The following is a 21,763-nucleotide window of genomic DNA, read 5'->3' on the forward strand; positions in this document are numbered from 1 at the left end:
GATGTACTCCTGGCTGGGCCCCGGCCGCTACCTCGCCACCGAGCACACCCAAGGTCCCTGGCACCCGGGCTTCCAGCACATGGGCCCGGTCACCGCCCTGATCGCCTACGAGCTGGGCCGCACCGCGCCGGTGCCGGGGCTGGAGCTGTCCCGGCTGGCCGCCGACGTCTTCGGCCCCGTCCCGGTCGGTGAGCTGGAGGTCAGCGCGGAGGTCATCCGCGACGGCAGGCGGGTGCAGTGCCTGGCCGCCACCGTGCGGGCGGACGGGCGCGAGTACGTCAGGGCCACCGCCTGGCGCATCCGCGAGAGCGAAAGCCCCGAGATCGCCACCTCGCCGCCGCCGGCTCCCGTCCCGGACGAGCCGGGCCCGCCGTCGTGGCTGTCGACGGGTTTCGGGTACGGCAGAGCCATGGACTGGCGCTTCGTCAAGGGCACCCCCATGGAGACCGGGCCCGCGACGGCGTGGATGCGCATGCGCGTCCCCCTGGTGGAAGACGAGCCCACGACCCCGCTCGAACGCCTCCTGGCCGTGGCGGACAGCGGCAACGGGATCAGCCACGCGCTGCCGTTCGAGACGCACATGTTCGTCAACCTGGATCTCACGGTCGCGTTGTTCCGCACGCCGGCCACCGAATGGATCTGCATGGACGCCGAGACCGTCGTCGGCCCGTCCGGGCGCGGCCTCACCCGATCGACCCTGTTCGACGAACTCGGCGAGGTCGGCGCGGCCACCCAGACGCTCTTCGTCGCGCCACGGTAGAAGATAGGGCCATGGTGATCGACCTCAACGCGGATCTCGGCGAGGGATTCGGCATCTGGCGGCTCGGCGACGACCTGGCGCTTCTCGACATCGTGACCAGCGCCAACGTGGCCTGCGGCTTCCACGCCGGCGACCCCGTGACCATCAGGCGTACCTGCGCCGCCGCCGTCGACCGGGGCGTGTCGATCGGCGCGCAGGTCTCCTATCGCGACCTGGCCCACTTCGGGCGCAGGGAGATGGAGGTCGAGCCCGAAGAACTGTGCGCCGAGGTGCTCTACCAGCTCGCCGCCGTCGACGGCATCGCCCGCGCGATGGGCGGCCGCGTCTCCTACGTCAAGCCCCACGGCGCCCTGTACAACCGCATCTGCCGCGACCCCGGCCAGGCCGCCGCGGTCGTCGACGCGGTGGCCGACTACGACCCCACGCTGCCGATCCTCACGCTGCCCGGCTCCGTCGTCCACGACCTCGCCGCCGCCGAGGGCGTACCCACGATCAACGAGGCCTTCGCCGACCGCGCCTACACACCGGAGGGCACGCTGGTTCCCCGGCGCGAGCCCGGCGCCGTGATCCACGAACCGGCCGCGGTCTCCGCGCGCGCCGTGCGCATGGCCGTCGGCCAGAGCGTGCAGGCCGCCGACGGCACCCCGGTCGCGGTCAGCGCCCGCTCCATCTGCGTCCACGGCGACACCCCCGACGCGGTACGGCTCGCGCAGGCCGTACGCGATCGGCTGCTTGAGGCCGGTGTGGTCCTGCAGGCGTTCGCATGACCGCGGCGGCGCGGTGATCAGGGCGGCCGGTGAGCACGGACTCCTCGTGGAGACCGGGTCGCTGGAGGTGTCCCACCGGCTGGACGCGCTGCTGCGGGCAGAGCGGCCGGGCTCCGTCGTGGAGATCGTGCCGGGGCCGGAGACCGTGCTCGTCGTCGCGCCGGGCGCCGACCGGCCACGGCTGCGCGAACGGCTCGCGGACCTGGCACGGGCCGCGGCGCGACCGCCGTCGGGCGAGCGGGCGGACGGGACCCCGGTCGTCGTGGTGCCCGTCGTCTACGACGGCGCCGACCTGGCCGACGTGGCCGGGGAGACCGGGCTGACACCGGCCGAGGTCGTGGCGCGGCACAGCGGGCGGGAGCTGGTGGTGGGGTGGCTGGGGTTCGCGCCCGGGTTCGCCTATCTGACCGGGCTCGATCCGGTGCTCCACGTGTCCAGGCTGGCCACGCCCCGCACGTCGGTTCCGGTGGGCTCGGTGGCGATCGCCGGGCCGCACTCGGCGGTGTACCCGAGTGCCTCGCCCGGTGGGTGGCGGTTGCTGGGGCGTACCGATCTCCGGGTGTGGGACGTGCGGGCCGAGCCGCCGTCGCTGTTCAGCCCCGGCACGCGTGTGCGGTTCGAGCCGGCATGATCGAAGTGATCAAGCCCGGTCCCTACGCGACCGTCCAGGACCTCGGCCGCCCCGGCTACGCCCACCTGGGCGTTCCGCACTCGGGCGCCGCCGACGCCGCCGCGCTGCGGCTGGCCAACCGGCTGGTGGGCAACCCGGAGGGGCACGCGGGCATCGAACTGACGTTCGGGGGCGCACGGCTGGCGTTCCCGGCGGGCGCGTGGATCTCCGTAACCGGCGCCCCCTGCCCCCTGACGGCCCCACCACGGGCCGGTGCGGGGATGGGGGCGCCGTTCTGGGTTCCGGCCGGGGGCGAACTGCGTTTCGGGGCGCCCGTCAGGGGTCTGCGCACCTATGTGGCCGTCCGGGGCGGGATCGCGGTCGAGCCGGTGCTCGGCAGCCGCTCCACCGACTCACTGTCCGGCCTCGGGCCCGCCGTGCTCCGGGCCGGGACCATCCTGCCCGTCGGCCCGGTGGACGGGCTGGCGGAGATCTCGGTCGACGTGGCCCCCCTGCGCGAGCAGGGGGCGGCCGTACTGCGGGTGGTGCCGGGGCCGCGGGACGACTGGTTCGTGCCGGGGGCGCTGAAGGAACTGTGCGGACGGCCCTACCAGGTGAGCCAGGACAGCAACCGGGTCGGCGTACGGCTCAGCGGGCCCGTCCTGGAGCGTGCCCGGCAGGGGGAACTGCCCAGCGAGGGCATGGTGGCGGGGGCGGTCCAGGTGCCGCCGAGCGGTCAGCCGATCATCTTCCTGGCCGACCACCCGCCGACGGGCGGCTACCCGGTGATCGCCGTCCTGTCCGCCGCCGCCCTCTCGATCGCCGCCCAGCTCCGCCCAGGCGCCACGGCCCGCTTCACCCTCCACACCCCCCGCCCCTGACCACCGACCCGACCACCCTGAACCAAACCGACCCGGCCACCCTGAACCGAACCGACCCGGCCGGCGTGGGCCGGGCCGACCTGGCCGGCGTAGACCGGGCCGACCTGGCCGGCGTAGACCGGGCCGACCTGGCCGGCGTGGGTCCTGGTCGCCGGTCGGCGTGGGCCGTGACGGCGGGGACCACGTCCGACGTGAGAAGCGACCCCCACGATCGGCGCCCGCCCACGACGGCGGGTGGCGTGGGGGCGGCTGCGCCGTAACGGAAAGAGAGCCGTGACGGAAAGGAGGGCTAGAGAAACACCGCGCCGCGAACGCAGGTGACGGAAGAGCCGCCGACCCAGATGACGTCCGCCTCGGTGGAGATGTGGACGCGGCCGGCGCGGCCGAGGGCGGTGCCTTGGGAGGCCGTGTAGGGGGCGGTGGCGCGCCCGGTGCGCAGGAGCCAGCGGGCCAGGGACGCGTTCAGGCTGCCCGTGACCGGGTCCTCCGCCGTGGCGCCGTGCAGGGGGAAGAACGCGCGCACCTCGAACGCCTGCGGCGACCCCTCCGGGTACGGCCCCGCCACCCCGATGTCCAGGTCCACGACGCCGGGCCGCACCTCCAGCACCTCCTGCGCGCTGCCCAGCAGCACCGCCACCCACCCCGGCCCGTTGTCGGCCCACTGCGCGTCCACGATCGCGGTGCGGTCGATGCGCAGCGTCTCGGCCAGGCGTTCGACCAGTTCGTCCTCCACCGGCCCCTCGCGCAGCAGCGGCGGCGCGGCGAAGGCGAGCCCGCCGGCGGTGCGCCGCACGTCGACCAGGCCCGCGCCGCACTCCTGGACGATCGTGTCTCCGCCGGCCGGCTTGCCCCCGGCCTCCAGCCAGGCGTGGCAGGTGCCGAGCGTGGGGTGGCCGGCGAACGGCAGTTCTGTGGTGGGGGTGAAGATCCGGACCCGGTAGTCGGCCTCGGGGGTGGTGGGCGGCAGGACGAACGTGGTCTCTGACAGGTTCGTCCAGTGGGCGAAGCGCCGCATGTCCTCGGTGCTCAGCCCGTCGCCGTCGAGGACCACGGCCAGCGGGTTGCCTCGGTAGGGGGTGTCGGTGAAAACGTCGACCTGCGCGAAGTCTCGGGTCATGGTTCCAGTGTCACAGCTCGGCGAGCAGCGCCCGCATCCCGGTCACCGCTTCGGCGAGCGGGCCGGCGGGGACGTCCTCGAACAGCTCCACCTTCATGTCCTTGGGCTCCCACACCCCTGCCACCCGGCCCCGGTGGACCACCACGGGTGAGATCCAGCCCGCCGCACGGCTGACCTTGGGCTTCACCGCGGGCGGGATGAGCGCCGCCAGGTTCCGGGGTGCGGCGAGGATGTACTGGTCGAAGCCGGGCAGCAGGTGGACCTCCTCCGACGGCCGGGTGGCGGCCAGTTCGCCGAGGTGCTCGGTGAGGGCCAGCAGGGGTTCGCCGTCCACGTCGATCTCGGTCAGCTCGGGCGCCAGGTCGCGGAACCAGCCCTTCAGCACCGACTTCTTCGCGACGCCGCCGAACAGCCACCTGTCGAACGTCTCCGGCGAGGCCGGTCCGTGGGCGCCCAGGTAGTCGCGCAGGACGCGGACGCCGGCCTCCTCCTGGGGCGGCAGCTCGGCGGGCCAGGACGGCAGCCAGCCGCGCGGCGCGGTGAAGGTGACCTTGCCGTCGCGCGGCGGGCCGTAGCACAGCTCGCCCAGCCTGCTCAGGGGCTTCAGCAGGGCGCCCCATCCCGAGGTGAGCGCCTCGCGCAGGTGGGCGTCGCCGGTGCCGGCCACGACGGCGTCGACCAGTTCCTCGCGAGTCAGCGGGGTCGGGCCCAGCGCCTTCGGGACGGCCTCGACGATCGCCTCGATCTCGGCCGCGCTCACGCCGTGGCCGCGCTGCCACACGCCCTTCTCCCAGAAGCGCAGCGTGGCCAGCGCGGCGCAGTAGTCGGGCAGCAGATCGGCCGGCACCAGGTGCAGGGTGCCGCGCATCACCCAGGTCTTGGCCAGCGTGCGCTCCTGCCACAGGGCCCGGTCGACGGCGCCGGGGTCGGGGCGCGCGCTGCGTACCGCGACCGCCTGCTGGGCCGAGGAGGCCACCTGGGTCTGTATCCCGCACAGCCGCCTGGCCACCGCCACGGGCCCGTCGGCGCCGGGGCCGCTCACGTGCTGGCGCCGCAGCCGCCATGCCAGTACCTGTGACCAGGTCACCGCAACGTTCACGTGCCCCTTTCTACACCTGACCCGCATGAACGCTCATCTTGACTGAAAGTCGCGAGAAGTAGTCAAGGTGTCACAGTCCGGCTACTGTCCCGCCCCCGCGGGCCGCGGAGAACATGGCGTCCCTGGCCGCGACGGTGCGGCCGAAAGGAGAGCGACGTGAGTAGAGAACCGATCACCACGGAGACGCGGCGCGAGGTGGAGCGATTGCTGGATTTTTCCGCACATGTCGGCGGCATCAGCGAAGAGGACGTCCTGGAGGTGCTGAGCGAACGCGGCATCACCACGCTGCCGGAGTTCGTCGGCCACGCGCTCACCCAGCCTCCGCCCGCCCAGCCCAGCCGGGTCAGCGGCCTGAGCACGCTGCACGGACCGGCGAGCGACCCCGCCATCGTGCACCGGCCGCCGCGGATGGCCCTGGTGGTGGACGGCGTGGCGTACGACCCGGCCGACATCACGCGCTTCAACGGCCAGCCGCTCACCTTCGCCCTCGACGACACCGGCCCCACCCTGCACGCCTTCACCGACGGCCGGCACCTGCGCGCCGCCGCCTGGGCCGCCGCGCAGACACGCCCGCGCGTCCAGGCGGCGGCGAGGGAGGTGCAGATGTTCGAGCACCACCACTACGGCGGCGACTGGTTCTGGCTGCAGGCCGGCTACTACTGGCCCAACCTCGCCATCAAGCGGCGCGGCGGCTGGCCCACCTCGCCGTCCTGGAACGACACGATCAGCTCCATGAGCACCAACGACTGCCACGTGGCCTACTACGACCACATCGATCTGGGCGGCGCCTCGCTGCACGTCCAGCCGTACCAGGAGATGCGGGAGCTCGACAGCCTCGGCTGGAACGACCGCATCTCCTCCGTCATCAACTACGGCTAGCCGTCACTTGGTGAAACCGATGTCCTGGTAGCGCAGGTCGTAGAAGCCGCGGGCGCCCGCGTTGGCGAGGTTGGCCTTGGTCGCCACGTTCTGCGGGCGCTGGTACAGCGGCAGCACGTTGACCTCCTGCCAGATCAGCTTGTCGGCCTGGTTCGTCTCGGTCCGCGCCCGCGCGGGGTCGAGCGCGGACCCGGCCTTCTGCATGGCGGCGTCGATGGCCGCGGAACCGGTCCTGCCAAAGTTGGCGTTCCAGGTCTTGCCGCCGTCGGGCGAGTTCACGTAGATGCCATAGCTGCTCGACACCGGGTACGGCGTGCCGATGTAGGCGAACGGCGTGATGTCGAAGTTGCCGGGGATGACGTACTTGGTGAAGAAGTCGTCGCTCGGCACCGCCTTCAGCGTGAGCTTGACGCCGATCTGGGCGAGCATGTTCTGGGCCAGCTCACCCTCCGACTTGCTCAGCTGCACCCCGGTCGGCACGACGAACCGCAGCTCAAGCGGCTTGCCGTCCTTCTGCCTGACACCGCCGACGAGTTTCCACCCGGCGGCGTCCAGCATCTGCTTGGCCTTCTCCGGGTTGTAGACGCCGAGCTCGCCCGCGTTGTCCTGGTAGCCCTCCTGGGTGTTCATGAAGAAGTGGTTGTTCAGCAGCGTGATCGGCCAGTCCAGGCCCTGCAGGTCGGACTGGGCGATGGCCTGCCGGTTGATGCCGAGCTGGATCGCCTGGCGGACGTTGACGTCCTTGAGCGGTTCGCTGGAGCCGTTGAAGGTGAAGTGGCGGAAGTCGGGGCCGGCGGCCTGGCGTACCTCGGCGCCGGAGGTGGACCTGGCGCGGGCGTAGTCGGGGGCGGAGGGGCCGACGTCGGTGATGTCGAGCTCGCCGTTGCCGAACGCGCCGATCAGCGAGTCCTGCTCGGAGGCGCGGTAGATGATCTGGTCGAGCTTGGCCCGGTCGCCCCACCACGTGTCGTCGCGGACGATCGTGATCGTCTTGGCGGTCTGGTCGAAGGCCTTGAACGCGAACGGCCCCGCCGTCACCGGGATCTTGTTGAGCCAGCCGGTGTTGAACGCCTCGGGCGAGCCGTTGGCGGACTTCGGCAGCAGCGGCCCGAACAGCGACTGCCAGTCGGCGAAGGGCCGGGCGAACGTGACGACCACCTCGTAGTCGTCCTTGCCCTTCGTGACGCTCTCGATGTCCTGGTAGCCGGTCGGCGAGACGATCCGGAAGGCGGTGTCGCGGCCGTTGAGCGCCTTCCACTGGGCCGCGTAGTCCTCCCACGTGATCGGGTCGCCGGTGGACCACTTGGCCTTCGGGTTGAGCGTGTAGGTGACCACCTGCTTGGGGTCGCTCCCGGTGATCTTCGCGTCGACCAGGTAGTCGGGGTTGACGGAGATCTCGGCCTTCTCGTTCGAGCGGAAGGGCCACGGGAGCAGGGCGTTGCTGACCACGGAGGCCATGAGGAGGTTGCCGTCGACGTGGTTGCGGTTCCACTGCGAGGGGAACTCGTTGAGCCCCCAGCGCAGTGTGCCGCCGTCGCGGACCTGCTCGCGCGGCTGAAGGTTGATGTCGAACGCCTTGATCGCGGCGCCGTCGCCGGACGGTCCGGCGCCGCTGCCGCCCGCCGATCCGCCGCTGCCGCCGCCACCGCAGCCCGCCAGAGCCAGCGAGCCGGTCAGCACGGCGGCGAGGGCGAGACGTGATGCCTTCATGGATGTGACTCCTCGTGGTTCTGTACGACTTCTAGCTTCTCGGCGTAGTGGCAGGCCACGCCGTGGTCGTGGGCCAGGGCGCGTACCTCGGGCTCGCTTTCCACGCACCGGGACCGCTCGTTGTCCGCGAGCGTCCTGAACTTGGGGCAGCGGGTACGGAAGCGGCACCCGGAGGGAGGGTCGGCGGGGCTGGGCAGGTCGCCGTCGAGCAGGATCCGGCGCCGGGTGCGCTCGCGCCGCGGGTCGGGCAGCGGGATCGCCGACAGCAGCGCCTGCGTGTAGGGGTGCATGGGCCCGTCGTAGACGGTGTCCACCTGGCCGATCTCGGCGATCCGGCCCAGGTACATGACGGCCACCCGGTCGGCGATGTAGCGCACGACGGCCAGGTCGTGCGCGACGAACAGATAGGACAGGCCGAGCCTGGACTTCAGCGCGTCGAGCAGGTTGATCACGCCGGCCTGGATCGAGACGTCGAGCGCGGAGACCGGCTCGTCCAGGACGACCAGCTTCGGTTCGAGCGCCAGCGCGCGGGCGATGCCGATGCGCTGGCGCTGACCGCCGGAGAAGTCCTGCGGGTAGCGGGCTGCGTGCGACTCGTCCAGGCCGACCAGCCGCAGCAGTTCACGCACCCGCGAGCCGGTGTCGCCGCGCCGGTGGGTGCGCAGCGGCTCGGCCAGAATGTCGTGCACGGTCATCCGCGGGTCGAGCGAGGCCAGCGGGTCCTGGAAGACGACCTGCATGTCGCGCCTGATCGCCATCCGGTCGCCGGCGGCCATGCGCGCGGTGTCCCGCCCGAGGACGACGATCCGGCCGTCCTGCGGCTTGACCAGCTCCAGGATCTCCATCAGCGTCGTGGTCTTGCCGCAGCCGGACTCCCCCACCAGCCCGAGCGTCTCGCCCTGGCGGATGTCGAAGCTGATCCCGGCCACCGCCTGCACGGTGCCGACCCTGCGCTTGAACAACGAGCCCTTCATCAGCGGATACTGCTTGACCAGCCCATCCACGTGCAGGACCACCTCCTGTGCGCCCCGCCCTCCGTGGACGGCCGCCGCGGCCCGCACGGCGTGCCGGCCCGGCGGCCTGACCCCGACGTCGGCCCAGCGGATGCAGGCCGCCTCGTGGCCGTGCCCGACCTGGAGCAGCGCCGGCTCGGCGACCGAGCACTCCTCGACCGCCATCGGGCAGCGCGGCTCGAACGGGCAGCCGGGCGGCAGCGCGGCGGGCGAGGGCGGCGCGCCCTCGATGGGCACCAGCGGCTGGCGCCCGCCCCGGTCGACGCGCGGGATCGAGCCGAGCAGCCCCACCGTGTACGGCATGCGCATCCGGTAGTAGATGTCGTCCACCGCCCCCACCTCGACCGGCCGCCCCGCGTACATCACCAGCACCCGGTCGGCGAACCCGGCCACGACCCCGAGGTCGTGGGTGATCATGACGATCGCGGCGCCGGTCTCCCGTTGGGCCGTCTTCAGCACCTCCAGCACCTGCGCCTGGATGGTGACGTCGAGCGCGGTGGTCGGCTCGTCGCAGATGATCACGTCGGGATCGTTGGCGATCGCCATGGCGATGACCGCCCGCTGGCGCATGCCGCCGGAGAACTCGTGGGGAAAGCCCAGCGCCCGCTGCCCCGGGTTGGGGATGCCGACCAGGTCGAGCAGTTCCACCGCCCGGACCATGGCCTGCTCCTTGGTGACCTTCTGGTGGACGCGCACCGCCTCGGCGATCTGGTCGCCGACGCGGTAGACGGGGGTCAGGGCCGACAGCGGGTCCTGGAAGACCATGGAGATCGTCTTGCCGCGCAGGGCGGTCAGCCGCTTCTCCGGCGCGCCGATGAGCTCCTGGCCGCTGAGCCGTACCGAGCCGGTGACGGTGGCGCTCGGGGGCAGCAGTCCCATGACCGCGGCGGCGGTGACGGACTTGCCGGAGCCGGACTCGCCGACGATGCCGAGGACCTCGCCGGGCCGTACGGCGTAGCTGACGCCGCGCACGGCGCGCACGTCGCCGAAGGTGACGTGCAGGTCGCGCACCTCCAGCACCGGCTCCCCCGCGCTCATCGCCGCCCCTTCCGCGCGGCGGACGGGTCGAACGCGTCGCGCAGGGCGTCGCCGATGAGGTTGACGGCCAGCACGGTGACCACCAGCAGCGCGGCCACGAACCAGAACGTCCACGGCGCGTAGACGGCGGTCTTGGCGCCGTCGGCGATGAGCGTGCCGAAGGAGACGTCGGGCGGCTGGATGCCGAAGCCGAAGTACGACAGCGAGGTCTCGGTGAGGATGGCGGCGCTGACGTTGAGCGTGGCGTCGACGATGAGCAGCGACGACAGGTTGGGGATCACGTGCCGGAAGATGATCGTCACGGGCGGGACGCCCATGAACCGGGCGGCCTGGATGTACTCGCGGTGCTTCAGCGAGATCGTCATCCCTCTGACGATCTTCGAGGTGACCATCCACAGGAACAACGCCAGCATGACCACGAACAGCACCCACTGCCCGTCGCCGAACAGCGGCGACATGATCGCCAGGATGAGGAAGGCGGGCAGCACGAGCAGCAACTCGGTGATCCAGCTCAGCGTGCGGTCGGTCCAGCCGGCGAAGTAGCCGGCGAAGGCGCCGACGGTCGCGGCCAGCGCCGTGGACAGCAGCGCCGCCAGCAGGCCCACGATCAGCGACTTCTGCATGCCGCGCAGCGTGACCGCGTAGACGTCGGCGCCGGTCTGGAGCGTTCCGAACCAGTGCCGCGCCGACGGCGGCTGCAGGAAGGCGGTGAAGTCCTTGTCGGTGTAGGTCCACGGGCTGAACAGCGGCCCCACGAAGGCCAGCAGGAACATCGCCGCCAGTACGGCGAAGCCGATCCGCCCCTGCGTCGAACCGAAGAAGCGGCCGCCCACCATCCTCAGCCGCGAGGGCGCGCGCGGCGGCTGCCGGAGCTCTTCGGCGAGCTCCTCCTCCTGAAGGCTCATGCGGTTCTCACCCGCGGGTCGAGGGCGGCGTGGAGCACGTCGGCCGCGAGCGAGGCGGCCAGGACCGCGATGGCGGCGAGGAAGGCGATGGCGGCCACGGTGTTGACGTCGTTGGTGAAGATCGAGTTGATCAGCTGCTCGCCGAGCCCGTGCCAGCCGAAGATCTTCTCGGTGAACGTGGCCCCGGTCAGCAGCGTGCCGAAGGTGAAGGCGAAGTAGGTGACGACGGGGATCAGCGCGGTGCGCAGCGCGTGCCTGGTCAGCGCCTTGCGTCTGCTCAGCCCCTTGGCCACCGCGGTGCGGATGAAGTCGGCGCCGAGCACGTCGAGCATCATGTTGCGCTGGTAGCGGCTGAAGGTGGCGATCAGGCCGAGCGACAGTGAGACCGTCGGCAGGATGAGGTGCTGCAGCCGGTCGAGCACGCCGCCCCAGAACCCGGTGTCGAGGCCGTCGGAGTACTCGCCGCTGACCAGGAAGACCTTGGCGCCGAAGACGTTCTCGTTGAGCCAGGTGCCGGCGAGGATGAGCATGGTGGCCAGGACGACCACGGGGATCGCGAGGACGAGGAACGACATCCCCGTCGAGAGCCGGTCGAACCATCCGTACTGCTTGACCGCCGCATAGGCGCCCACCAGCACGCCGACCAGGCTGCCGCAGATCAGCCCGAGCATGACCAGCCGGAAGGTGACGCCCGCCCGCCGGGCCAGGTCCTCGTTGACGGAGGTGCCGGTGACGGTCCTGCCGAAGTCGCCGTGGAGCACCCCGGCCGCCCAGGTCGCGTAGCGCTGGATGAGCGGCGTCTTGTCGTTGAGGTTGAGCGCGGTCAGCTGGGCGTCGACGACCGCGGGCGGCGGCTTGGGAGTGCGGTCGGCGTAGTTGGAACGCGGGTCGAGCGCGCCGGCCGCCAGCATGTACGCGAGACTCGACGCCACCGCGACCAGCACCAGATAGTTGAGCAGCCTGCGAGCCAGGAACCCCGCCATCCACACCTCCCCTCCGTAGTCATAGTGCTACACCATGTAACGGAGAGGCCGCAGCCAAGTGTCAAAGAGGAGTTACGTTAGCGTCCGGATAGTTCGTCCACCGCTGCCCGGACATCTTCGCTGGTGATAGTGGTCAGCTCGGCGGAGCTGGCGTCGACGCCCAGCGCGGCCAGGCGCACGTCGCGCCGGAGCGCGGCCCGCTCGAACAGCGAGCGGGCGAAGCGGCCGTTGCCGAGGCCGTCGATGAGCTTCTCGCCGCACACCCAGCCGAACACCTCGTCGAGGTCGCGCAGGGCCGCCTCGTCGAAGCGGTCGCCGGCCTTGTCGGCCAGCAGGGCGGCGATCTCCGACAGTTCACCGGGGCTGTAGCTGGGGAAGGCCACGCGCTGGTTGAAGCGGCTGGCCAGGCCGGGGTTGGTGGCGAGGAAGGCGTCCATCTCGCGCTGGTAGCCGGCCAGCACGATGACGATCCGGTCGCGGTCGTCTTCTGCCCGCTTGAGCAGCGTCTGCACGGCCTCGTTGCCGAACGCGTCGCCGCCGGAGTAGCCGGGGTTGACCAGGCTGTAGGCCTCGTCGATGAACAGCACCCCGCCGAGCGCCCGGTCGACCAGCTCGTTGGTCTTGATCGCGGTCGCGCCGAGGTGCTGGCCGACCAGGTCTGCGCGGTGGGCTTCGACGACGTCGGGCCTGGCCAGCAGGCCGAGCGCGGCGAAGATGCGGCCGATGACGCGGGCCACGGTGGTCTTGCCGGTGCCGGGCGGGCCCGCGAAGACGAAGTGCCGGGTCTGCGGCGGCGTGGGCAGCCCGCGCTCCTGGCGCATCCTGGCCACCTGGAGCTGGGCGGCGATCGCGTGGACCTGGCGCTTGACCGGCTCCAGGCCCGCCATGCGGTCGAGGTCGCCGAGCGCCTCCTCCAGCGTGGGCGTGGCCTCGTAGCCGCGGAAGCGGGCCGTCAGCTCGTCGAAGGCCTTGGTGAGGTCGGCCGTGGTGGTGGTGACGAGGTCCTCGGTCGTGGGGGTGCCCCCGGCGCCGACCACGCGCACGTCGCGGGCCTGCGCGGCCGCCTCGACCAGGCTGCGCACGAAGCGCGCGTTGCCCAGTTCGTCGACCAGTCCGCGGCGCTGGACGTCCTCGAACAGGCCGAGCAGCGCGGCGGGCGCCCCCAGCCCCATGCGGTCACCGCGGCGGCCCTGGAGCAGCTCGGTGATCTCGGCCAGCTCGGCCGGCGAGTAGCTGGGGAAGCGCACGCGGGTGGCGAAGCGGCTGGCCAGGCCCGGATTGGAGGCCAGGAAGCCGGTCATCTCCTGCTCGTAGCCGGCCAGGATGATGATCAGCCGTTCCCGGTCGTCCTCGGCCCGCTTCAGCAGTGTCTGCACCGCCTCCGCGCCGAAGCGGTCGGGCTGGCCGTCGGAGGAGTTGATCAGGCTGTAGGCCTCGTCGATGAACAGCACCCCGCCGAGCGCCCGGTCGACCAGCTCGTTGGTCTTGATCGCGGTCGCGCCCAGGAACTCGCCGACCAGGTCGGCCCGTTGCGCCTCGACCACCTGCGGAGTCTCCAGCAGGCCGAACGCGTAGAAGATCTTGGCGAGGGTGCGGGCGACGCTGGTCTTGCCGGTGCCGGGCGGGCCGACGAAGACGAAGTGGCGGGTGGGCCGCTCGGCCGAGTAGCCCGCCTCCGCGCGCAGCCTGGAGGCCTCGATGGAGGCGGCGATCGAGCGGACCTGGTCCTTGACCGGTGACAGTCCGATCATGCTTTCCAGCTCGGCGAGCGCCTCCTCGACCGAGATCGGCTTCTGCGGGGCGCCGCGCTCCGGCTGCGCCTCCTGCCTGCCGTCGCGGCCACGGACGCGTACCTGTTCCTCGGAGGTCAGCTGGGCCTTGGCCTGGCGGGCCGCGACGAAGCGGTAGAGCAGGACGGCGCCGGCGGCGCCGTAGGCCGCCCACAGGGCCACGCTCTCGGAGACCGGGGCGAGCGCGGCGGCCAGAGAACCCGCGGGGACGAGCGCCATGAGCGTGGTGAGCCACGGCGGCACCCAGCGGATGAGATGGGCGACGCCCACCACCGGCACCACCAGCACCATGAGGAGCATGGGCGCGGCCGAGCGGGGCTCGAACACCATCGTCGAGTAGACCGGCAGCAACGCCAGCCAGCCCACCGCCACCAGCGCGGTGGCCGCGGCGCGTGGGAAACGCAACGTCAGAGCCGTGAACGCCAGCAGCGCCACCGTCACCAGGAAGGTCTGGAACAGATCCCAGCCCAGCGCCGCGGCGATGCCCACGGCGGCGACGAGCACGCCGATGTAGAGCACCCGGCGCACGGCCGGGGGAAGCTGGAAATACCGCAACCTCACCTGCTCGAACAGATCCCGTGCGGCGGCTCTGCCCGCCGGCCGGGTCCTGTCGGACTCCCGCATCACGCCTCCCCGGTCCGACCCCGGTTATACCGCACCGGACCGACGATTGGGCGCACCTGACACGCTAGGTGGCGGTGACGAATGCGGCGATGCGCCGGCCCAGCTCCGCCCCCGCGTCCTCCTGGAGGAAGTGGCCGGCCCCGGCGATCACGGGATGCTCCAGCCCGGCGGCCCCGGCCATGGTCCTCTTCAGGATGGGCGCCATGCCGCCGGTGATGGGGTCGCCGTCGGAGAAGGCGACGAGGAACGGCAGGCCGAGCGTGGTGAGGATCTGCCAGGCAGCGCGGTTGGCGGGCGCGGCCGGATCTTCGGGCGTGTCGGGGACCAATCCGGGCAGCGCGCGCGGACCGGACTTGTAGCTCTCGTCGGGGAAGGGCGCGTCGTAGGCGTCGCGGACGGCGGGCGAAAGCTCGCTCGCGCACCCGGACTGGACGAATCTGGCGATGTCGATCACGGGCGCGGTCGTCATGGCGTCCTTGAAACGGTGCCAGACCTCGGGCATGGGAATGTCACCGGTCGGCAAGCCCGTGTTGGCGGCGACGATCCTGGCGAAGCGCTCCGGGTGCCCGGCGACGACGCGCAGCCCGATCAGCCCGCCCCAGTCCTGGCCGACCAGGGTGATGCCGGTCAGGCCGAGCTCGTCCAGCAGGAGGCGGCGGGTCCACTCGACGTGGCGGGCGTAGGAGTGGTCGGCGGGGTGAGCCGGCTTGTCGGAGCGGCCGAAGCCGACCAGGTCGGCGGCGATGGCGCGCAGCCCGGCCGCGGCCAGTTCGCGCATGACGTGCCGGTAGAGGAAGGACCAGCTCGGCTCGCCGTGCAGCAGCACGACCGGTTCCGCGTCGGGCGGACCCGCCTCGTACCAGGCCATGCGGATGCCGTCCACCTCGGCGTAGCGCGGTTCGTAGGGGAACTCCGGCACGTTCGCGAAGCGCGCTTCGGGGGTGCGCAGCAGATCCATCTCCCGACGTTAGCGGCGCTGGTGCCGCCCTGGGAACTCCCCGACCAGAACATGGCTCGGTGTCACCCGCAGCACGTCGGACCCGGCCAGGGCGATGCCGCGCACCTCCACCCAGAACCGGCGCTGCAGCGGGTCGGCGGCGAACACCGCCACCCTCGGGTCGGCCTCGACCGCGGCCCAGGCCTGCGGCTCGGCGATCAGGCGCAGCTCTCCGGCCCTGGTCAGGGAGGCGACCGCGCCCACGACGCGGGGGCCCGCCGGGTCGGCGTAGGAGAGCACCACGGATCTGGCATAGGCGAAGGCCTGCCGTACCTCGGGAGAAAGGGTCACCGGCGGGGCGTCGCCGAGCAGCGGCTCGCACATGATCAGGGAGGCCCGCCACGGGCCCGGAGCGCCGCGCCACCAGGCGCGCGCGCCGCGCAGCGCGAAGAGCGCCACGACCGCGCCGAGCGCGCCCAGGCCCGCCCACCACGCCCAGGCCAGCGCGAACACTCCCCCGGCCGCGCACGCCGGCGCCGCCACCACGACCAGCAGCGCCGCCGTCAGCAGCCACCGGTCCTCGCCGTGGCGGGCCTTGCGATAGGCCTCCATCAGCGGGTACGGCACCGCCAGCGCCACCACCGCCGCCCGTGGCTCCAGCACGAGCGCCCCGAGGACCAGCGGCACCAGGACCGACCAGACCCGGCCGAGAACGATCCACAGCACGACCCCCGTGTTCCGCCGCCCCTCGCGCTCCCCGCGGGCCAGCGCGAACTCCTCCAGCGCCCGCAGCGGCCGCCCCCGCCAGACGCCACCGAGCCCGTGCAGGACGGCCAGGGCGGGCCAGCCGAGCACGAGGATGCCGGTCAGTCCCGCCCAGACCGGGTCGAGCGCGGAAGTGAAAGCGGGCAGCACCAGCCAGGCGGCGAACGCGGCCACCGCGATCAGCGCCGACACCACCGACGTGCCCAGCCAGGGCGCGCGGCCGAACATGGCCGGCACGTAGGGCCACACGCCGATCCTGCGCGCCTGCCGCACCGTCAGCCCGGCCACGGCCACCAGGACGGCGGCGCCGCCCAGCCGGGCCTGCGGCCCCAGGTCGAGGCCCAGGGCGGCGAAGCCGATGGCCAGCGTGGCCACGGCGAGGAGAAGGCGGGTCTGGCGTGACCACACCTCCAGGGCCCGCCGGGCGCGGCCGCTCTCGCGCGGGTCGAGCGGCCAGGCGGGGTCGTGGTGGGCGCGGGGGCTGTCCCAGCGCAGCCAGGCGAGGCCGAGGTTGACGCGGGTCTGCGGGTGGGCGATGTCACGCTCCAGAGCGGCGGCGTAGGCGGTCCTGGCCCGGCGGTGCTCGCCGCGGATCAGGGCCAGGTCGCCGAGCTGGAGGTGCGGGGTCAGCTCTTCCGGGGCGAAGGCGCGGGCCAGTTCCGCCTGGCGGACCGCCTGCTCCCAGCCGCCGGGGGCGCGGCGCTGGGCGGCGGACAGGCGCAGGCGGGCCGGCCAGGATCCGGGAGCCAGCCGTACGGCGTGCTCGGCGTGCGCGAGGGCCTCGGCGTCGCGGCCGAGCCGTTCCTCGGCGAGGCTGATCAGGCGGTGGGCCCATTCGGCGTCGGGGTCGAGTCTGGCGGCCTTCCTGGCGGCTTCGAGGGCGGACTCCGGGCGGCCGTCGCGCAGCCGGGCCGCGGACAGGGCGCTCCATTCGCGCGGGGATCGATCAGGGTCGTCGCCCGTTTCGTCTTTCCCCACATGGTCATGATCGGTGGGTTGGTAGAACTTTCATAGATCCGGACATATGCCTGTATCTCTCTAGAGAGGTCGGGGCGAGATGCGGATCATCCGATACCGCTATGCCAAGTGCCGCACATCGCCTAAGCTGCCACGCATGCTGACGCGGGCCCGTTGCGACCGAGGCGGCCCGCAGGGAGTTCCATGACCGTCACCCAGGCCGCGCCCCTCATCAAACGGGCCCAGCGGGTCGGAAACGACAACCGCTGGGCCGTGCTGGTGCTGCTGTGCCTGAGCCTGTTGCTGATCACCGTGGACGCCACGGTGCTCCACATCGCGGTGCCCGCGCTGACGGCCGCGCTGGAGCCCTCGGCCGTGCAGCTGCTGTGGATCATCGACGTCTACTCCTTGATCGTGGCCCCGCTGCTCATCCTGTTCGGCACGCTCGGCGACCGCTACGGCCGCAAGCGGCTGGTGCTGACCGGGTTCGTGATCTTCGGCGTGGCCTCCGCGCTGGCCTCGGCCGCGACCACCCCCGCCATGCTCATCGCGGCCCGCGCGCTGCTCGGCGTCGGCGGGGCCATGATCATGCCGGCCACGCTCTCGATCATCCGCCAGGTCTTCACCGACCGGCGCGAGCGCGCCGTCGCGCTGGGCGTCTGGAGCGCGGTGGCCGCGGGAGGCGCCGCGGTCGGCCCGCTCGTCGGCGGCGTGCTGGTCGGCTGGTGGTGGGGCGCGGTCTTCCTGGTCAACGTGCCCATCCTGCTCGTGCTGCTGCCCGCCGCGACCCGCCTGCTGCCGGAGTCGCGTGAGCGCGGCGGGCGCCGCTGGGACGCGCTCAGTGCCGCCCTGTCCGTGTTCGGCATCCTGGCGCTGGCCTTCGGGCTCAAGGAGGCGGGTTCTGGCGGCCTGATGCCGTTCGGCGCCGCCCTGCTGGTCTTCTCGGCGGGCGTGGCGCTGCTGGTGTGGTTCGTCAGGCGGCAGGGCAAGCTGGCCGCGCCGCTGCTGGACGTCGGGCTGTTTCGCCGCCGGGAGTTCACCACCGGGGTCGCCGGGGTGCTGCTCGGCGTCTTCGCGCTGGTCGGGCTGCAGCTGATGCTGGCCCAGTACCTGCAGCTCGTGCTCGGCGACAGCCCGTTGCAGGCCGCCGTGCGCATGCTGCCGCTGGTCGTCTCCGCGATCTCCGGCGGGCTGGCCGCCGCGCACATCCTGCCGAGGATCGGCATGCGGGCGACCATGAGCGGCGGCCTCGCGCTGGTGGCGCTCTCCCTGTCGCCCACGCTGACCTGGGGCGTCGAGGGGCATCCCGTGATGCTCGCGCTCTGCTTCGTCGGCATCGGGTTCGGCGTGCAGGTGGCGCTGCTCGCGGCCTCCGACACGATCATGTCCGCCTGCCCCGAGTCGCGGGCGGGCGGGGCGGCGGCCATCGAGGAGACCGCCTACGAGCTCGGCGCGGGCCTCGGCGTGGCCGTGCTGGGCACCATCACCACCCTCGCCTACTCTCCCGCGCTGCCGGCCGTACCCGGTGTGCCGGAAGGCGGCATGGACCAGGCCAGGCAGTCGCTGGCGGGCGCGGCCCACGTCGCCGACCAGGTCGGCGGCGACGCCGGACGCGAGTTGCTCGGCGCCGCGCGCTGGGCCTTCGTCAACGCGCTGCACACGACGGTCGTGGTCAGCGTGGTCCTCCTCAGCCTGACCGCCCTCGCGGTGGCCACGCTGCTCCGCCGCGATTGAGGTGTGTGATGTCCCGTTCAGGGCAGGCATCTACCGTGAGACAGGCAATGCGAGATATAGCCGCTTTAGTGGCCCGCGTCGGCGTGGGCGGCCTCTTCTTCGCCAACGGCTGGAGCAAGCTGCAGGTCGGGCTGCTGGCCACGGGCGAGGCTTTCTCCCGGCAGGGCGCGCCCGCGCCCGGAGCCTGGGCCACCGTCACCATGCTCACCGAGCTCATCGGCGGCGCCCTGCTCATCGCCGGGCTGGCCGTGCCGGTCACCGGGCTGATCCTCTTCGTCGAGGCGCTGGCCGTCTTCCTGATCGCGCCACCGCTCAACCCCATCACGACCAACGAGCTCATCGCCCTGGGCGCCGCCGCGATCCTGCTGGCCGTGGTGGGCGCCGGGCGCATCTCCGTGGACCACATGGTGGTCATCAGGCGCAGGGAGTCGGAGGCGGCCTCGGAGTTCGCCGCCGACAACGAGGCCGACCGGGTCATCGCCTCGCTGCGGGAGCCGTCAGCGCCGGAGATCTCCTCCCCGGCCGGGGAGGAGCCGCAGAAGGCCCCGGAAACACCCGGCGCCACCGAGGACACCGCGCCGCATCCCCGTCCGCGCCGCCGTAACGGAGGCCCGGACGAGACGGCGCCCGGCGACACGCTCGTGGCCGGGCGCAAGAAGCCGCCCGCAGCGCGCGGGCGCAAGCCGTCGGAGGAGTGACCGCTCAGACGTCCGCGCGGGTCTTCACCGGCCCGTCCAGGGGTACGGCGGCGCGTCGCCCCAGCCGGATCGCTCCCTGGGTGAGCGCGATGGCCACCAGGATGACCACGGCGCCGACCGGCTGGTTCCAGGTCAGCGCCTCGCCCAGGATCACCACCCCGGACAGGGCCGCGACGACCGGCAGCAGATAGGTCACCGTCGAGGTGGTCGTGACGCCCGCCTGCCCCTGCACCCAGTACAACAGCAGGTAGGCCACGCCGGTCCCGAGCCCGCCGAGCGCGAGCATGCTCCACCACACCCCGGCCGAGACCGTGGTGTCCACCAGCGGCACCCCGGCGACGAGGGTGATCACGCCGAGCTGCACGGCTCCGCTGAGCAGTTGTCCCGTGGCCAGCACCACGGGCGCCTCGGTGCGCCGCCCGGTGATGAACCGGCCCATGTACGCGCCGCCGACGCCGTAGCAGAGCGCGGCGGCGAAGCAGGCGAGGCTGCCCCCGAGCTGCCCACCGGCCATCGGCTGCCAGACGCCGAGGACCACCATGACCCCGGCGAACCCGAGCCCGAGCCCCGCCACCCGGCTCGCGGTCGGCTTCTCCGCGCGCAGCATCAGCGTGAAGGCGAGCGTGCACAGGGGCGTGGTGGCGTTCCAGATGGCGGCGACGACGGAGGAGACGTACTGCTCGCCCCAGGCGAACAGCGTGAACGGCAACGTCGTCAGCACGACCGAGGCCACTTGGAAGTGCCCCCAGAGCCGCGGGTCGCGCGGCAGCGCCTTGCGGCTGATCGCCAGGGCGGCCAGCAGCGTGGCCGCGCCGATCACCATGCGGGTGAACGACACCTGCAGCGGATGCAGCTCGCCGACGGCGACTTTGATGAAGAAGAAGCTGTTGCCCCAGACGAGCGCCAGCATGAGGTAGGCGGGCAGCCAGCGCCGCATCGGTCCCTCCCGGTCTGATGGATCGGGCAGGAGCGTAGCCGCATTTGTTCTCGGAGTATGTAGGGATATCTCCCTATCTCAGAGCTCGAACTTGGCGACCCTTCTGATGTGCGGCAGCTCGGTGGCGCCGGTGCCGAAGACGTGCACGCCCGCCAGGCCCGGAACCTATGACAAGCCCGTCAAAGTCGGTCACACGACCCACAGTACGGTTCCCCTCCGCGCCGGTCACCAGCCCCGGGTCCGCGGTTCCCGGCCCGCGCGGCGGCACGGGCCGGGAACCGGCGGCGATCAGCTGTAGAAGGTGGTGGAGCTGTGGGTGACGGTGGTGCCGCGCTCGCCCCAGTAGGAGGTGATGTCGGCGCGGTAGCGCGTGTCCTCGTAGGCCGTGGCAAGGCTGCCGCAGGTGCTGCCCGGGTGGCCGTAGTAGTTGTTCTTGTCGGTGATCGTCGGCGAGGGCCCGGGGCGGGAGAGCGGGACGAGCTTGACCTTCACCCAGCGGGCGCCCTCGGAGTTGAACGCCGCGACGCAGAGGCTGTCGGTGCCGTCGTTGTAGCTGACGGTGCCGTCGCCCACGTTCCTGGAGAAGGAGTTGGCCAGCGCGGGCTGGGCGAGAGCGAAGCTGGCCGCAGCAACGGTGACGCCCACCACGGCGGTCTTGAGGAGGTTCTTCATCATTGCCCTTCGATCGGGAGCGGTGCGGGTTCCACCGCCCTCGCAGCGATCTTGGCCAACGGCTCGTCCGTGACAAAAGGTCCTAACGGGAGAATTCTCCAGTTAGTCATGTACTCGTAGACAGCTATTCGTCCGGCACGTATCGATGACCAGAGGCACATCTTCCGGCAGAGGAGACGGCGACATGCTGAAAGTGATCGGCGCGGGCTTCCCGCGCACGGGAACCTCTTCGATGAAGGCCGCACTGGAACGGCTGGGCTTCGGTCCCTGCTACCACATGTTCGAGATCCTCACCCGCCCGGACCACGTGGACCGCTGGCTGCCCGCGGCCGAGGGACGCGCGCTCGACTGGGACCACGTCCTCGAGGGCTACCGCTCGGCCATGGACTGGCCGGCCAGCCACTTCTGGCGCGAACAGGCCGAGGCCTACCCGGAGGCCAAGGTCGTGCTGACCGTACGCGACCCGGCGCGCTGGCGCACCAGCATGCAGGCGCTGATCTCCAACGGCCCCAGGATGCTGGCCACCACCGGCCTGCCCCCGGCGGCCGAGGAGGTTCTCGGCTCGATGCGCCGCCTGAGCCCCCTCCTGGACATGATCGGGCGGGAGGCGTTCGGGCCGGAGTTCGCGATGGCCAGGGACCTGCCGCCGGTCGAGGTGGCCACGGAGTTCTTCGAGCTGCACACCGAGACCGTCAGGCGCACGATCGCGCCGGAGCGGTTGCTGGTCTTCGACGTGCGCGAGGGCTGGGAGCCGCTGTGCGCGTTCCTGGGGGCCGAGGTGCCGGAAGAGCCGTTCCCGCATCTCAACGACGCCGACGCGATGAAGAGCATGCTGACGCGGCTGACGACGGAGGGAGTGGTGAACTCGCCGTTCACTGGCGGTTAAC

The 21,763-nt window shown here is 72.1% G+C and carries 19 protein-coding genes; 8 read left to right on the forward strand and 11 right to left on the reverse strand.

The features are described 5' to 3' along the window. Position 1 precedes the first annotated feature (1 nt). The 4 genes from ACIBKY_RS28185 to ACIBKY_RS28200 are packed head-to-tail and all read left to right on the forward strand — an operon-like array spanning position 2 to position 3,018. Positions 2-760: a thioesterase family protein gene (locus tag ACIBKY_RS28185; protein WP_397101030.1), complete on the forward strand. Its 759-nt coding sequence runs from the start codon at positions 2-4 to the stop codon at positions 758-760. Positions 761-771: 11 nt separating this feature from the next. Then, positions 772-1,527, forward strand: coding sequence for a LamB/YcsF family protein (locus ACIBKY_RS28190; protein ID WP_397101031.1), 756 nt, complete (start codon positions 772-774; stop codon positions 1,525-1,527). A 13-nt stretch (positions 1,528-1,540) separates the two neighbouring features. Continuing rightward, positions 1,541-2,158, forward strand: a complete 618-nt coding sequence (locus tag ACIBKY_RS28195) for an allophanate hydrolase subunit 1 (protein WP_397101032.1) — start codon at positions 1,541-1,543, stop codon at positions 2,156-2,158. Beyond that, positions 2,155-3,018 (forward strand): biotin-dependent carboxyltransferase family protein, encoded by an 864-nt coding sequence (locus ACIBKY_RS28200; RefSeq protein WP_397101033.1) that lies wholly within the window; start codon positions 2,155-2,157, stop codon positions 3,016-3,018. Before ACIBKY_RS28195 ends, ACIBKY_RS28200 begins: the two co-directional genes overlap by 4 nt. A 289-nt stretch (positions 3,019-3,307) precedes the next feature. Here ACIBKY_RS28200 and ACIBKY_RS28205 read toward each other — a convergent pair whose 3' ends face one another. Both ACIBKY_RS28205 and ACIBKY_RS28210 read right to left on the reverse strand, forming a co-directional pair. Continuing rightward, positions 3,308-4,135 (reverse strand): PhzF family phenazine biosynthesis protein, encoded by an 828-nt coding sequence (locus tag ACIBKY_RS28205; RefSeq protein ID WP_397101034.1) that lies wholly within the window; start codon positions 4,133-4,135, stop codon positions 3,308-3,310. A 10-nt stretch (positions 4,136-4,145) separates the two neighbouring features. Next, the gene (locus tag ACIBKY_RS28210; RefSeq protein WP_397101035.1) at positions 4,146-5,234 is read right to left on the reverse strand and encodes a winged helix DNA-binding domain-containing protein; all 1,089 of its coding nucleotides are present in this window, start codon (positions 5,232-5,234) and stop codon (positions 4,146-4,148) included. A 156-nt stretch (positions 5,235-5,390) separates the two neighbouring features. On the opposite strand from ACIBKY_RS28210, the gene ACIBKY_RS28215 reads away from it, so the two are divergent. After that, positions 5,391-6,113, forward strand: coding sequence for a hypothetical protein (locus tag ACIBKY_RS28215; RefSeq protein ID WP_379609482.1), 723 nt, complete (start codon positions 5,391-5,393; stop codon positions 6,111-6,113). Positions 6,114-6,116: 3 nt separating this feature from the next. Here the strand turns inward: ACIBKY_RS28215 and ACIBKY_RS28220 are convergent, their stop codons facing one another. From ACIBKY_RS28220 to ACIBKY_RS28250, 7 genes are all read right to left on the reverse strand, one after another. Then, on the reverse strand, positions 6,117-7,823 hold the full coding sequence (locus ACIBKY_RS28220; protein ID WP_397101036.1) for an ABC transporter family substrate-binding protein: 1,707 nt from the start codon (positions 7,821-7,823) through the stop codon (positions 6,117-6,119). Then, the gene (locus tag ACIBKY_RS28225; protein WP_397101037.1) at positions 7,820-9,874 is read right to left on the reverse strand and encodes a dipeptide ABC transporter ATP-binding protein; all 2,055 of its coding nucleotides are present in this window, start codon (positions 9,872-9,874) and stop codon (positions 7,820-7,822) included. Before ACIBKY_RS28225 ends, ACIBKY_RS28220 begins: the two co-directional genes overlap by 4 nt. Then, positions 9,871-10,779 carry an ABC transporter permease gene (locus ACIBKY_RS28230; RefSeq protein WP_397101038.1) on the reverse strand — a complete coding sequence of 303 codons (909 nt, stop codon included), beginning with the start codon at positions 10,777-10,779 and terminating at the stop codon, positions 9,871-9,873. The genes ACIBKY_RS28225 and ACIBKY_RS28230 overlap by 4 nt, the downstream gene beginning before the upstream one ends. Next, on the reverse strand, positions 10,776-11,762 hold the full coding sequence (locus tag ACIBKY_RS28235) for an ABC transporter permease (protein WP_397101039.1): 987 nt from the start codon (positions 11,760-11,762) through the stop codon (positions 10,776-10,778). Before ACIBKY_RS28235 ends, ACIBKY_RS28230 begins: the two co-directional genes overlap by 4 nt. A 77-nt stretch (positions 11,763-11,839) precedes the next feature. Beyond that, the gene (locus tag ACIBKY_RS28240; protein ID WP_397101040.1) at positions 11,840-14,176 is read right to left on the reverse strand and encodes an AAA family ATPase; all 2,337 of its coding nucleotides are present in this window, start codon (positions 14,174-14,176) and stop codon (positions 11,840-11,842) included. Between the two features lie 64 nt (positions 14,177-14,240). Continuing rightward, positions 14,241-15,134, reverse strand: coding sequence for a haloalkane dehalogenase (locus ACIBKY_RS28245; RefSeq protein ID WP_397101041.1), 894 nt, complete (start codon positions 15,132-15,134; stop codon positions 14,241-14,243). 9 nt (positions 15,135-15,143) lie between these two features. Further along, on the reverse strand, positions 15,144-16,856 hold the full coding sequence (locus tag ACIBKY_RS28250; RefSeq protein WP_397101042.1) for a tetratricopeptide repeat protein: 1,713 nt from the start codon (positions 16,854-16,856) through the stop codon (positions 15,144-15,146). A 183-nt stretch (positions 16,857-17,039) separates the two neighbouring features. On the opposite strand from ACIBKY_RS28250, the gene ACIBKY_RS28255 reads away from it, so the two are divergent. Together ACIBKY_RS28255 and ACIBKY_RS28260 are read left to right on the forward strand one after the other, a co-directional pair. After that, complete coding sequence (locus tag ACIBKY_RS28255) at positions 17,040-18,569, forward strand: MFS transporter (RefSeq protein ID WP_397101043.1); 1,530 nt, start codon at positions 17,040-17,042, stop codon at positions 18,567-18,569. A 68-nt stretch (positions 18,570-18,637) separates the two neighbouring features. Beyond that, positions 18,638-19,267 (forward strand): DoxX family protein, encoded by a 630-nt coding sequence (locus ACIBKY_RS28260; protein ID WP_397101044.1) that lies wholly within the window; start codon positions 18,638-18,640, stop codon positions 19,265-19,267. A gap of 4 nt (positions 19,268-19,271) precedes the next feature. Here the strand turns inward: ACIBKY_RS28260 and ACIBKY_RS28265 are convergent, their stop codons facing one another. Then, positions 19,272-20,204, reverse strand: coding sequence for a DMT family transporter (locus ACIBKY_RS28265; RefSeq protein WP_397101045.1), 933 nt, complete (start codon positions 20,202-20,204; stop codon positions 19,272-19,274). A 288-nt stretch (positions 20,205-20,492) separates the two neighbouring features. Next, positions 20,493-20,879 carry a hypothetical protein gene (locus ACIBKY_RS28270; RefSeq protein ID WP_397101046.1) on the reverse strand — a complete coding sequence of 129 codons (387 nt, stop codon included), beginning with the start codon at positions 20,877-20,879 and terminating at the stop codon, positions 20,493-20,495. A gap of 181 nt (positions 20,880-21,060) precedes the next feature. On the opposite strand from ACIBKY_RS28270, the gene ACIBKY_RS28275 reads away from it, so the two are divergent. Beyond that, on the forward strand, positions 21,061-21,762 hold the full coding sequence (locus ACIBKY_RS28275; protein WP_397101047.1) for a sulfotransferase family protein: 702 nt from the start codon (positions 21,061-21,063) through the stop codon (positions 21,760-21,762). The last annotated feature ends 1 nt before the right edge of the window (position 21,763 follow it).

Source organism: Nonomuraea sp. NPDC050394, assembly GCF_044459065.1.
Classification (GTDB): domain Bacteria; phylum Actinomycetota; class Actinomycetes; order Streptosporangiales; family Streptosporangiaceae; genus Nonomuraea.